The sequence below is a fragment of the Micromonospora sp. LA-10 genome (assembly GCF_051853095.1).
GTDB classification, from domain to species: Bacteria; Actinomycetota; Actinomycetes; order Mycobacteriales; family Micromonosporaceae; genus Micromonospora; species Micromonospora echinospora_A.
Window position 1 is genome coordinate 6,414,089 of record NZ_CP195710.1, and the last position, 12,790, is coordinate 6,426,878.

Annotated in this window: 8 protein-coding genes; 7 read left to right on the forward strand and 1 reads right to left on the reverse strand. The window is 75.4% G+C overall.

Translation table 11 applies throughout. The features are described 5' to 3' along the window. Positions 1–11: 11 nt before the first annotated feature. The 5 genes from ACSDG8_RS29685 (at position 12) to ACSDG8_RS29705 (ending at position 7,628) form a co-directional block, all read left to right on the forward strand. Positions 12–2,336 (forward strand): glycoside hydrolase family 3 N-terminal domain-containing protein, encoded by a 2,325-nt coding sequence (locus ACSDG8_RS29685; RefSeq protein ID WP_210895269.1) that lies wholly within the window; start codon positions 12–14, stop codon positions 2,334–2,336. 149 nt (positions 2,337–2,485) lie between these two features. Next, the gene (locus tag ACSDG8_RS29690; protein WP_210895268.1) at positions 2,486–3,589 is read left to right on the forward strand and encodes a glycosyltransferase family 39 protein; all 1,104 of its coding nucleotides are present in this window, start codon (positions 2,486–2,488) and stop codon (positions 3,587–3,589) included. 105 nt (positions 3,590–3,694) lie between these two features. Beyond that, positions 3,695–5,563, forward strand: coding sequence for a glycosyltransferase family 2 protein (locus tag ACSDG8_RS29695; RefSeq protein ID WP_210895267.1), 1,869 nt, complete (start codon positions 3,695–3,697; stop codon positions 5,561–5,563). Beyond that, positions 5,557–6,690 (forward strand): glycoside hydrolase family 26 protein, encoded by a 1,134-nt coding sequence (locus ACSDG8_RS29700; protein ID WP_210895266.1) that lies wholly within the window; start codon positions 5,557–5,559, stop codon positions 6,688–6,690. The genes ACSDG8_RS29695 and ACSDG8_RS29700 overlap by 7 nt, the downstream gene beginning before the upstream one ends. 56 nt (positions 6,691–6,746) lie before the next feature. After that, a complete protein-coding gene (locus ACSDG8_RS29705) occupies positions 6,747–7,628 on the forward strand; it encodes a DUF1963 domain-containing protein (RefSeq protein ID WP_439427460.1) in 882 nt (293 codons plus the stop codon). A gap of 13 nt (positions 7,629–7,641) precedes the next feature. Here ACSDG8_RS29705 and ACSDG8_RS29710 read toward each other — a convergent pair whose 3' ends face one another. Then, positions 7,642–8,946, reverse strand: a complete 1,305-nt coding sequence (locus tag ACSDG8_RS29710) for an aminotransferase class V-fold PLP-dependent enzyme (RefSeq protein ID WP_439427461.1) — start codon at positions 8,944–8,946, stop codon at positions 7,642–7,644. Positions 8,947–9,082: 136 nt separating this feature from the next. Here ACSDG8_RS29710 and ACSDG8_RS29715 point away from each other — a divergent pair, with 136 nt between their 5' ends. Continuing rightward, complete coding sequence (locus ACSDG8_RS29715; protein WP_210895263.1) at positions 9,083–9,973, forward strand: alpha/beta hydrolase family protein; 891 nt, start codon at positions 9,083–9,085, stop codon at positions 9,971–9,973. 111 nt (positions 9,974–10,084) lie between these two features. Continuing rightward, positions 10,085–12,781 carry a LuxR C-terminal-related transcriptional regulator gene (locus ACSDG8_RS29720; protein WP_439427462.1) on the forward strand — a complete coding sequence of 899 codons (2,697 nt, stop codon included), beginning with the start codon at positions 10,085–10,087 and terminating at the stop codon, positions 12,779–12,781. The last annotated feature ends 9 nt before the right edge of the window (positions 12,782–12,790 follow it).

Genomic DNA, 12,790 nt, shown 5'->3' on the forward strand with positions numbered 1-12,790 from the left:
AAAGGCACACCATGACAGAGGTCCATGCGGTGGTGGACGGGCCGGCGCCGGTTCAGGCGGGTCCGGACCACGACCGGGGGGACGGGCACGACCCCGAGGCGCGCGTACGGGAACTGCTCGCTCGCATGACGATCGAGGAGAAGGTCGCGCAGATCGTCGGGTTCTGGGAGAAGGAGGACGGTGAAGCGGTCGCGCCCCTGCAGGGCGAGTTCACCGACACCGGCCGGCTCGACGACTTCTCCCGCCACGGGCTGGGTCACCTCACCCGCCCCTACGGCACCCGCCCGGTCGACGCCGCGGCCCGTGCGGCCTGGCTGTGGAAGTTCCAGCGGGAGCTGGTGACCGGCACCCGGATGGGCATCCCGGCCATCGTGCACGAGGAGTGCCTGACCGGCCTGTCGGCGTGGAAGGCGGCCACCTTCCCGACGCCGCTGGCCTGGGGCGCCGCGTTCGACCCCGACCTCGTCACCGAGATGGCGGCGGCGATCGGGGCCTCGATGCGCGCGCTCGGCATCCACCAGGGACTGTCCCCGGTGCTCGACGTGATCCGGGACCCGCGCTGGGGCCGGGTCGACGAGTGCATCGCCGAGGACCCGTACCTCGTCGGCACCATCGGCACCTCGTACGTGCGGGGACTCCAGTCGCAGGGCGTGCTCGCGACGCTGAAGCACTTCGCCGGCTACTCCGGCTCGCGGGCCGGGCGCAACTTCGGTCCGGTGCACGCCGGTCCCCGGGAACTTGCCGACGTGCTGCTGCCGCCGTTCGAGATGGCGATCCGCGACGGCGACGCGCGCAGCGTCATGCACTCGTACGCCGAGATCGACGGCGTGCCGGTCGCCGCCGACCCGACAATGCTCACCGACCTGCTGCGGGAGCGGTGGGGCTTCGACGGGACGGTGGTGGCCGACTACTACGGCGTCGCCTTCCTCAACCTGCTGCACCACGTCGCGGCCGACAACGCGGACGCGGCGGCGCAGGCGCTGGCCGCGGGCCTGGACATCGAGCTGCCCACCGGCGACGCCTTCCTGACGCTGACCGAGACGGTGCGGTCCGGCCAGGTCGACGAGGCGCTTGTCGACCGGGCGGTGCTGCGTGTGCTGCGCCAGAAGCAGGAACTCGGGCTGCTCGACGCCACGTTCGACGACGAGCCGCCGGGCGCGATCGACCTCGACTCGCCGGAGCACCGGTCGATCGCGCGCCGGCTCGCCGAGGAGTCGATCGTCCTGGTCGCCAACGAGGGCGTGCTCCCGCTGCCGGCGGGCCGCCGGGTGGCTGTGGTCGGCCCGAACGCCGACCGGCAGGGCGCGCTGTTCGGCTGCTACTCCTTCCTCAACCACGTGCTGGCCCACCACCCGGGCGTGGAGACCGGTTTCGAGGTGCCGACCGTCCTGGAGGCGGTGCGCGCCGAGTTCGGCGCCGACCGGGTCACCTTCGCGGCCGGCTGCGAGGTGGACTCGGCGGACCGGTCCGGCTTCGACGAGGCGGTCGCCGCCGCGTCCGCCGCCGACGTGGCGGTGCTCGTGGTCGGTGACCACGCCAGCCTGTTCGGGCGCGGCACGGTCGGGGAGGGCTGCGACCGGGACGACCTGGAGCTGCCCGGCGTGCAGCGCCAGCTCGTCGAGGCGGTGCTGGACACCGGCACCCCGGTCGTTCTGGTGCTGCTCACCGGCCGCCCGTACGCGCTGGGCTGGGCGCTGTCCCGCTGCGCCGCGGTGGTGCAGACGTTCTTCCCGGGTGAGGAGGGCGCCGGCGCGATCGCGGGTGTGCTCTCCGGGCGGGTCAACCCGTCCGGCCGGCTGCCGGTCAGCCTGCCCGGCTCGGCCGGCGCGCAGCCGTACTCGTACCTGCACCCGGAGCTGGGGGAGGGTATGAACGGCACCAACCTGCCGGCGACGCCGGTGGCGCCGTTCGGTCACGGGCTGTCCTACACCACGTTCGCGTACACCGACCTGACCGTGCCGGCCGAGGTGCCGGCCGACGGGGCGCTGCGGGTGTCGGTGCGCGTGACGAACACCGGCGCGGTCGCCGGTGACGACGTGGTGCAGCTCTACGGCCGCGACCTGGTCGCCTCGGTGACCCGGCCGGTGGCGCAGCTGCTCGGCTACCGGCGGGTGAGTCTGGAGCCGGGCGCCTCGGTCACCGTCGACCTGACCGTGCCGACGACGCGGCTGGCCTTCACCGACCGGGCGCTCACCCGCGTGGTGGAGCCCGGGGAGGTCGACGTCTGGGTGGGCACGAGCGCCCGGCGGGACGTCCAGGCGCGGACCACGCTGACCGGCGACACCGTCGAGATCACCGCCGCCGCACCTCGCTGGACGACCACCGACCTGCGCTGAGCCGGGTCCGCCGGTCGTCCACGGGGCGGGCGGCGGACCCTTTCATCTCATATTGGCGTTATGTCGGTTTTGGCTCAGTAGGCTCCAGGATGTCATCCAGCCCTGGCTGGATCCCGGTCGCCGGCACCCACAGGGATGCGTGAGTCACGATGATGGACGCGGACACCATGGTCCTGCCCCGGATCGCGGACGCCGCGATCGAGGACCCCTGGGGCGAGGACCGTCCGCGCCGCCCTGCCGCCCGCGCCGCGACCGCCGCCGTGACACGGTGGCGGATCGCGGCGTGGCTGCTGCCGGCGGCCCTGACGGCAGCGCTCGGCGCCGCCCGGATCACGACGTCGGAGCCGAGCGCCGGAGAACTGGCGGCCCGGCGCGCGGCCACGTCACCCTGGCAGGGGATCGGGCTCACCGGCGACGACGTCGCGCTCGGGCCGTACCACCTGCTCCTGCGCGGCTGGGCGGAGCTGTTCGGCACGGCGGACCTCGCGCTGCGCGTACCGTCGCTGCTGGCCATGGTCGGGGCCGCGGCGCTCGTCGGCGCGCTCGCCGCCCGGATCGCCACGCCCGCCGCCGGCCTGCTGGCCGGCGTGATCTTCGCGGTGCTGCCGACCTCGACCCGGTACGCCCAGGAGGCGCAGCCGTACGCCCTGGCGGTGTTCGCCGCCGTGCTCGCCACCTGGCTGCTGGTGCCCGCGCTCGACCGGCCGGGCCCGCCGCGGCTCGTGCCCTACGCGGGCGCGGTGCTGCTGCTCGGCCTGTGCCAGCCGGTGGCGTTGCTGCTGCTCGCCGCGCACGGCTGGGTCGTGCTGGCGTTCCGTCGCCGCGCCGCCGTCCGGTGGCTGGCCGCCGTGGCCCTCGGGCTGCTCCCGGTCGCCGCGCTGCTCGGCGCGGGTCTGCGCGACGGCGGTCACCTGGCGTCCGGCGTGCGACCCGGCGCCGCCGTGCTGGCGGCCACGCCCGGAGAGCTGTTCGGCGTCGCCGCGCTCGGCGGCGTGCTGGCCGGGCTGGCCCTGTTCAGCCTCCCGCTGCGGTACGCCGCCGCGATCTGCACCGCCTGGGCGCTGGTGCCGGCGCTCGCGCTGCTGGCGCTGGCACAGGCGGTGCCGGCCTGGTCGGCGGTGAACCTGCTGTTCACGGCGCCGGCCTGGGCGGTGCTCGGCGGGGTTGCCCTGTCCCGGGCGCGGGCCGCCGTGGCCGTCCCCGTGCTGGCGCTCGTCGTGCTGCTCTCCGTGGCGGTCCAGCTTCCGTCGTGACCGGTCGACGAACGGGCGACAGCTGCCTGATTCGCCCCTTTTGCGGTTGTTTGTCGGCTTAGCATTCGGTCGGCTCCTGAGCCGGATGCAGACCATGGGGGAAACGTGGCCGTCGCCGCCGATACACGCCCGTCCCGCGCCACGACGGCCGGGACGCCGGGCGACCGCCCGACCGTACCCGTCCCGCCCGGGGCGCCCGCCGATCCGGACCGCCGGCAGCGCAACGTCAGCGCCCGCCTGGCGTACGCCCGGTGCGGCGCCGTCGCCGGTCCGCTGCGCCCGCCCCGCGGACCGGACGCGGCTGTCGAGTTCCGCCCCACCGCCTCGGTGGCCGCGCGGGCGATGCTGACGCTGCTCGTGCTCGTCAACAGCGCCGCCGGGCTGGTCTTCGTCGGCTGGCTGCTGCTGCCGCAGCACGTGCCCGGCCCCGGCGTCGTCGGGCTCGGCGGCTGGCAGACCGCCGCCGCCCGGCTCGCGTTCTGCGTCGTCGTCGGCGTCGAGCTGATCCGCCTGGCGCAGAACGTGGTGGTGTGGGTCTTCGCCTTCCACGCCCGGGACCCGGTGCCGGTCGACCCGCCGGTCGGCCTGCGGGTCGCGCTGCTCACCACCATCGTGCCGAGCAAGGAGCCGCTGGACGTCGCGGAGCGCACGCTGCGCCGGCTCCGGGAGATCGTCTACTGCGGGCACGTCGACGTGTGGATCCTCGACGAGGGCGACGACCCGGCGGTGCGGGCGATGGCGGACCGGCTGGGCGTACGCCACTTCACCCGCAAGGGCCGGCCCGAGTACAACCAGCCCGGCGGCGAGTTCCGGGCCCGGACCAAGTCCGGCAACCACAACGCCTGGCGGGCCGAGCACGAGCACCGCTACGACGTGGTCGCGAACGTGGACCCGGACCACGTGCCGCTGCCGAACTTCCTGGAACGCACGCTCGGTTACTTCCGCGACCCGGACGTGGCGTTCGTGGTGACACCCCAGGTGTACGGCAACATGCACCAGAACTTCGTCGCCCACGGCGCCTCGGTGCAGCAGTACCTCTACAACGGCCTGATCGCCCGGGGCGGCAACGGCCTGGACGCGCCGCTGCTCACCGGCACCGGGCATCTCTACCGCCCGGCGGCCTGGCGGACCATCGGCGGCTACCAGGACTCGATCATCGAGGACCACCTCACCAGCATCCGGGTGCACGCCGCCGTCAACCCGGCCACCGGCCGCCGCTGGAAGGGCGTCTACACCCCCGACGTGGTGGCGCTCGGCGAGGGGCCGACCTCCTGGGCCGACTACTTCAACCAGCAGAAGCGCTGGGCCGCCGGCATCTGCGAGATCCTGCTCCGGCGCGAGCTGCGTACGCCGCGCACGCTGCCGGGCCGCCGTCGCTGGCAGTACCGCCTGCTCCAGTTCTACTACCCGAGCGTCGCGGTGAGCCTGCTGCTCGGCAACGCCGCCACCGCGCTCTACCTGCTGACCGGCGTGGACGCGGGCCGGCTCGACCCGCAGGTGTGGGCGACGCTGTGGGGCGCCACCGTCGGCACCTGGTTCCTGCTCTGGCTCTGGCTGCGCCGCTTCAACATCGCCCCGCACGAACGCGAGGAGGTGGGCATGGCCGGCATGGCGCTCGCCCTGTTCGCCGGGCCGGTCTACGTGGCCGCGGCGGCGGGCGCGCTGCTGCGCCGCCGGCTCGGCTTCGTGGTGACCGCCAAGGGGGCGCTGCGCACCGTCGAGTCCCTGCGCACGTTCCGGCTGCACCTGTGCTGGGCGCTCGCCGCGGCCGGGCTGCTCGCGGTGAGCTTCGCGCTCGGCCACGACTACCCGCTGCTGCGGGTCTGGCCGGCGCTGACGCTGCTGACCGGTCTCGCCCCGCCGCTGATCTCCTGGGCGGAGAGCCTGCGGGCCCGCCGGCACCGCTCGGCGGAGGCGGCTCGAACGCAGCCGGCGGCGGCGCGGGCGGCGGCTGAGGGCGGTGTCCCGTGCTGAGGCCGACCGCGCCCCGGGTGGGCCTCGCGCTGACCGGGTTGCTGCTGCTCGCGTACGCCTTCGTGGTGGCGCCCGGCGCGTGGCGCGACCCGGGCACGGGCGCCTCGGCGCACGGTCGCGTCCCGGGGACGCCGCAGGCGAGCGCCGGCGCGCCGGTCGGCGGCCTCTTCCCCCCGGCCGGGCAGGCGTTCTTCGGGGTGATGACCGACAAGGGACCGCACGACTTCGCGCCGGTCGACCGGTTCGTCGAGGCGGCCGGGCGGTCACCGCAGGTGATGCTCTTCGGCGCCGACTGGGCGTCGGCCGAGTTCGACCGGAGCCTGTTCGACCGAATCGCCGACCGGGGCATGATGCCCATGCTCGGCTGGGAGCCGTGGGACCACGGTGTCGACCTGGCGGCCCGGCGCACCGGCCTGGCGGTACGGCAGATCGACCGGCTCCGGGCCACCCAGCCGGACTACCGGCTGGACCGGATCGCGCGCGGCGACTTCGACGCCTACCTGCGGTCCTGGGCCGAGGGGGTCCGCTCGCTCGGCTACCCGGTCGCGATCCGCTTCGCGCACGAGATGAACGGCGACTGGTATCCGTGGTGCGAACGGGCCAACGGCAACCGCCCCGGCGACTACGTGCGGGCCTGGCGGCACGTGCACGACCTGTTCGCCCGGGCCGGGGCCACGAACGTCACCTGGGTGTGGAGCCCGAACGCCCGCTGGGACAAGACGACAGCCGGGCTGACCGGGCTCTACCCGGGTGACGACTACGTCGACTGGGTCGGTGTCACCGGCTACTACGGCACCGGCGCGTTCACCAAGACGTACTGGTCGTTCGACCAGATCTTCGGCCCGACGATCGCGGAGATCCGCAAGGTCACCCGCAAGCCGCTCGTGGTCACCGAGACCGGCGCGGCCGACACCGCCGGACGCAAGGCGAGGTGGATCCGGGAGACGTTCGGCTCGCTGCCCCGGTACCCGGACCTGATCGGGCTGATCTGGTTCGAGGTGGACAAGGAGCAGGACTGGCGCATCGCCGGCGCGCCCGCCGCGGCGGGCGCGTTCGCCGAGGCGGTGGCCGGCGAGCGCTACGACGTGACCTGGTCACGGGCGGCGCGAACCCGTACCGGCCCCTGACCCCGGACCTGCGCCGGGACGGTCCATGTCGGACGGTCCGGCTACTCTCCACGATCATGAATGAGAGAGATCAATTCCGGCGGGCGGCGATCGGGCAGGGCGTGCCCGAGGACGAGGCGGCCCGCTTCGCGGAGCTGATCCGGTTCCAGATCCACGCCTGGCAGCGCGAGGAGGGCGTGCACGTCGGGCGGCGGGGCGGGCGGCCGCGGCTGCCGGTGGGCACGCCGTGGCCCACGTGCTCGGAAGGCTGTCCGTTGCCGTTCCTGCTCCGGCTCGACTGCGCGGCGCTGCCCCGGGTTCCCGGCCTCGCCCTGCCGGCCGACGGCACGCTGCTGTTCTTCCTCGACCCGGAGAGCGCGATGGACGCCTGCGGTATCGAGGCCGAGCAGGAGTACGCGCGGGTCGTGTACGTCCCGGCCGGCGCCGAGACGACGGAGGGTGAGTGCGTCGCGCCCGCCGGGACCGACGCGGAGCTGTCCCTCGCGCCCGAGCACGAGATGTACGCCGCCGTCCAGGCGGAACTGCCGGACTGGCTGGACAGGTCGGAGAACTGGCTGAGCGCGACCCAGATCCAGCTAGTGCGCGACATGCCGCACCTCAAGCAGATGAGCGCGCTGCTCGAGCAGCTCTGGCCAGAGCGGAACTGGTGGCTGCCGCAGGACGTCTTCATCGGCGGCTACACCATCTCGGCGCAGGATCCGCCCGAGGTGATCATGGTGGACCCGGAACGGGAGCGCCAGGCGCGGTCCCTGCCCCGCGCGGAGCAGATGGTGGCCCTGTACGAGGAACGGCAGCGGGTGATGCGCGAGTGGGTGCCACTGGCCCAGTTCGGCGTGCCGGACGAGGAGTTCGTCAACGCGCGGTTCCTGATCCGCCACGACGACCTCGCCGCCGGACGGTTCGACAGGGCGCTGTCCTTCTGCGAGTTCACCGAGTGACGACCGGGCCGGCTCACACCAGCGTGCGGACCGCCCGCGGTACCGCCTCCACGTCCTGCTCGCTGTTGGCGATCGTCGCGCCGAAGCGCAGGTAGGACGGCCGGTACGGGGTGCTGCTGGCGACCACCCCGGCCGACCAGAGCCGGCCCACCGCCTCGCGTACCGGCACGCCCGGCACCTCGCAGCAGACCACGCCGGCGGACAGGTCGGCGGCGCGCGGGGTGACCAGCCGTACGCCCCGGATGCCTGCGAGCCCCTCCTTGAGCCGGTCGGCCAGCTCGCAGGTGCGCTCGGCGACCCGGGCGGGGCCGATCCGGGCGTGAAACCCGAACGCGTCGGCGAGCGCCCAGCGGTGCTCGAAGCTGTGGTAGCCGCCGGGCGTGTGGGCCGGTCCCGGTGGCGCGGGCTGCCCGCCGCCGGCGAGCCAGCTTCCGATGACGCGTCCGTCGAAGCTGGGGATCACCGGGGTCATCCGGGCCCACGCCCGCTCGGTGGCCCACACCAGGCCGGTGCCGCGCGGCCCGAGCAGCCACTTGTGGCAGCCGGAGACGAGCACGTCGCAGCCGAGCTGCTCCGGTGTGGACGCGTCCGCGCCGAAGCCGTGCACCGCGTCGAGGCAGAGCAGCGCCTCCGGGCTGCGCTCGCGTACCACCTCGGCCAGGCGGCGCACCGGCAGCTTCACGCCGGTGCTGGAGTGCACCCAGGTCAGCGCCACCACGCGGGTGCGCGCGGTGAGCGCCGCGGCGAGACCGGCCACCATCTCGTCCACGCCGGCGGTGGCGGCGTCCCGGTACAGGCGGGCCCGGCGCACCGTCACGCCGTCGCGTTCGGCGCGCAGTCGCAGCGACTCGTGCGTGGCGTAGAAGTCGTGCTCGGTGGTCAGCACCTCGTCGCCCGGCCGCAGCCGGATCGCGCTGTAGACGAGGCCGAGGCCCATTGTGGTGGAGTCGGTGAGCGCGATCTGGTCCGGCAACGTGGCGAGGTGCCCGGCGGCCGCGTCGAGCACCGCGCGGTCCAGCCGTTCCTCGTTTGCGAGCAGGTAGCCCGAGGCGTCCCGGTCGAGGCCGTCGCGGTGGGTGGCCACGGCGGCCCGTACCGGCGCCGGGTGCGGCGCGAAGACGAAGGTGGCCAGGTGCGCCCGGGACCGGTCGAGCGCGAACTGGGCGCGGACGCTGTCCCAGCTGGCCGGATCCAGGGCGGGCGGGTCGTCCGCCGTCCCGTCCCGCGCCGCCGGGCGGTCCGGCTCGCAGCCGGTGGCCAGGCCGGTGACACCGGCGGCCGCGGTCGCGCCGAGCAGGTGCCGTCGGGTCAGCTGCATGAGGTCATCGTCCGCCGTGCATGTCACGACCGGGTCACCACCGCCACGTGGACCGGTGATTTCGCCGATGCGCGGCTCGCCGCAGGCATCGATGCTGACGCATGTCGATGTAATCCCGGCGCAAGGAGTGACCGACGTGCCCACCACCATCCGTTCCCGTACCCCCGTCCGTGCCCTGGCCCGATTCGCCGTGGCGGCGCTGCTCGCCACGGGCGGCGCTCTCGCCGTCCCGGTCTCGGCGAGCGCCGCCAGCCCTTACGAGCGCGGCCCGGCGCCCACGAGCGCCATCCTGGAGGCGAGCCGCGGCCCGTTCGCCACCTCGTCGATCAACGTGTCCTCGCTGAGCGTCACCGGCTTCGGCGGCGGCGTCATCTACTACCCGACCAGCACCGCCGAGGGCACCTTCGGCGCGGTCGCCATCTCGCCCGGTTACACCGCCTCCTGGTCGAGCCTGAGCTGGCTCGGCCCGCGGATCGCCTCGCACGGCTTCGTGGTGATCGGCATCGAGACGAACACGCGACTGGACCAGCCGGACAGCCGGGGCCGTCAGCTCCTGGCCGCGCTGGACTACCTCACGCAGCGCAGCTCGGTGCGGGGCCGGATCGACTCGTCGCGGCTCGCGGTGGCCGGTCACTCGATGGGTGGCGGCGGCAGCCTGGAGGCGGCGGCGGCGAGGCCGTCGTTGCAGGCCGCCGTCCCGCTGGCGCCGTGGAACCTGGACAAGACCTGGTCCGAGGTGCGGGTGCCGACGCTCATCATCGGCGGCGAGACCGACAGCGTCGCGCCGGTGGCGACCCACTCGATCCCGTTCTACAACAGCATCCCGTCGTCGTCGGAGAAGGCGTACCTGGAGCTGGACGGCGCGAGCCACTTCTTCCCGCAGACGACGAACACGCCGACGGCGAAGCAGATGGTGGCCTGGCTGAAGCGGTTCGTCGACGACGACACCCGCTACGAGCAGTTCCTCTGCCCCGGCCCGAGCGGGTCGGCGATCCAGGAGTACCGCAACACCTGCCCGAGCGCCTGAGCCCGTCCGCTGCCGGGGTGGTCGTCGCGACGACCACCCCGGCAGCATGTCTGCCTCTTTTCCGACGGGTTGCCCATCTGTGACACTGCACGCATGCTTTCTGCATCGACAGTGCATATAGACCTCCGGGGCCGGGACGACGAGTGCGACGCGATCCGCCGGCTCCTCGACCGGGACTCCGGCGGCGCGCTGCTGTTCCACGGGCCGCCCGGCGCCGGGCGCAGCGCCCTGCTGGCGTACGCCCGTCGGTGGGCGACGGGCCGCACGGTGCTCACCGGCGCCGGCCTGGCCGACGAGTCGACGCTGCCCTACGCCGGGCTGCACCGCCTGCTCGACCCAGTGCTGGACGCGGACACCGCGCTGCCGGTGCGGCAGCGGCGGCTGCTGCGCCGCGTGCTCGGCGGCGACGGCTGCCCGGCCGACCAGCGGCTGGCCCTCGCCGCGGCGGTCCGCTCCATGCTCGCCGCCGTGGCCGGGGACCGGCCGCTGCTGTGCACGGTGGACGACCTCGACATCGGCGACCGGCAGAGCGCCTGGACGCTCGCCGTGGTGGCGCGCCGGCTGCGCCGGCTGCCGGTGGCGGTGCTGCTGACCGCTACCGCCCCGGCCACAGTCGACGGGGTGCCGGCGCACCGGCTGCGCCCGCTGGACGCCGACGAGTGTCACGCGATGCTCGCCGACCGCGGCCACCGTCCATCCGCGCCGGTGGCCGCCGCGCTGGCCGCGCTCAGCGGCGGCAGCCCGGCGGCGCTGGCCGACCTGGCCGCCACGCTCACCCCGGCCCAGTGGCGCGGCGAGGTGCCATTGCCCGGCACGCCGCCGGTGGACGGCGCGCTCGCCGCCGCGTACCGGGCCCGCCTCGACCGGTTGCCCGCGCCGACCCGGCGGATGGTGCTGCTCGCCGCGCTCGACCACGGCGACGACCCGGGCACGCTGGTGCGCGCCGCCTGGTCCGCCGGCCTGACTGTGGAGGCGCTCGCCCCGGCCGAGGCGGCCGGGCTGCTGCGGACCGGGCCCGGCGGGGTGACGTTCTCGCACCCACTCGCCCGCACGATGATCACCGCCGTCGCGCCGCTGGCCGACCTGCGCGCGGCGCACCTGCTGCTCGCCGGCACGCTCGCCGGCGGGCCGCTGGGCCGCGCGCTGCGCCATGCCACCGCCCCCGACTGCCCGGCCGACGTGCTCGCCGCCGAGCTGGCGGCGGCTGTGGACGGGGCGTCCGACCGCGCCGCCGCGGCCACCGCGCTGCGCCGCGCCGCCGAGCTGACCGCCGACCCCGGGCGGGCGGCCGAGCTGACCGTGGCGGCGGCCCGCTGCGCCTGGACCGCCGGCGACCCGGAACAGGCCCGGGGGCTGCTGCGGCGCCTGACCGGCGGCCCCGCGCACGGCCCGGCCGAACTGGTGCGGGGCGACATGCAGCTGCGGTGCGACGCGCCGGCCGACGCGGTCGCCACGCTGCTGGCCGCCGCCGACGCGGTCGCGCCGGCCGACCGCCGCTCCGCCCTGCTCGCGCTGGTCCGCGCCGGCGAGGCCATCTGCGTCACCGGTGACCAGTTCCGCTACGCCGAGGTGGCGCGCCGCGCCGAGGCGCTGCGGCGGCCCGGCGACCCGCCCGATCTGGACCTGCTGGCCACCTTCGCGGCGGGCGTCGGGGCGACCCTGCGCGGCGACCACGCGCGTGGCGGTCCGGCGCTGCGCCGGGTCGTCGTCCTCGGCGGCCGGCTGGCCGGGCCCGCGCTCACTCCGGGCGCGCTGGTCTGCGCCGCCGCGGCGGCGTTGCTGGTGGCGGTGGACGGCCCCGCGCACCGGCTCGCCGGCCGGGCGGTCGACGTCGCCCGCTCGCGCGGCGAGCTGTCCCTGCTGCCCCGGGCGCTGGAGCTGCGGGCCGTCGCCGAGTACTGGCTGGGCCGGCACGAGGCGGCGGCGGAGACCGCCCGCGAGGGCGTGCGCGCCGCCCGCGACACCGGCCAGCACGCCTGCGCCCAGGTGCACCTCGGCATCCTCGCGGTGCTGGCCGCGGTACGCGCCGACCGGGCCGGCGCGCTGGCCCGGATCGCCGAGATCGGCGACGGCGCCGCGCCCGGGAGCCGGCCGGACGCGTACGCCAGATGGGCGCTCGGCGTGCTGGACCTCATCGACGGCCGGTACGCCGACGCGGTCGCCCGGCTGTCCGGGCTGGCCCGCACCGGCACCGGCCGGGGGCAGGTGCTGGTGCAGGTGATGGCCACGCCGTACCTGGTGGAGGCCGCCGCCCAGGACGGCGGGCGCCCGGCCGCCGCGCTCGCCGTGTTCGACCACTGGGCCAGCAGCACGGCGAGCCCGTCGCGGCGCGCCCTGGCGGCGCGGTGCCGCGCGCTGCTCGCGCCCCGGGGCGGCCCGGAGGCCGAGCGGGAGTTCCACATGGCGCTGTGGCTGCATCCGGCCGACACCGACCGGTTCGAGCGCGCCCGCACCGAGCTGCTGTTCGGCCGCGAGCTGCGCCGCCGGCGCCGCCCCCGCGACGCCCGGGCCCACCTGCACCGCGCGCGGGAGACGTTCACGCTGCTCGGCGCGACCGTCTGGGCCGACCGGGCGGGCGAGGAGCTGCGCGCGGCGGGGGAGTCGGTCGGGCCGGTGCCGAACGGTGCGGAGCAGCTGCTGACCGGTCAGCAGCTGCACATCGCCCGGCTGGTCGCGCAGGGGGCGACCAACCGGGAGATCGCCACCCGGATGTCGCTGTCCACCCGGACCGTCGACCATCACCTGCGCAACGTCTTCCACCGGTTGGGCGTGCGCTCCCGCACCGAACTGGCCCGCCTGCTGGCCTGACCGTCGCGC

Excerpts from the sequence above, each read along its gene's own strand:
- ACSDG8_RS29685 (WP_210895269.1), top strand. The coding sequence starts at position 12 with ATGACAGAGGTCCATGCGGTGGTGGACGGGCCGGCGCCGGTTCAGGCG.
- ACSDG8_RS29690 (WP_210895268.1), top strand. The coding sequence starts at position 2,486 with ATGATGGACGCGGACACCATGGTCCTGCCCCGGATCGCGGACGCCGCG.
- ACSDG8_RS29705 (WP_439427460.1), top strand. The coding sequence starts at position 6,747 with ATGAATGAGAGAGATCAATTCCGGCGGGCGGCGATCGGGCAGGGCGTG.
- ACSDG8_RS29710 (WP_439427461.1), bottom strand. The coding sequence starts at position 8,946 with ATGCAGCTGACCCGACGGCACCTGCTCGGCGCGACCGCGGCCGCCGGT.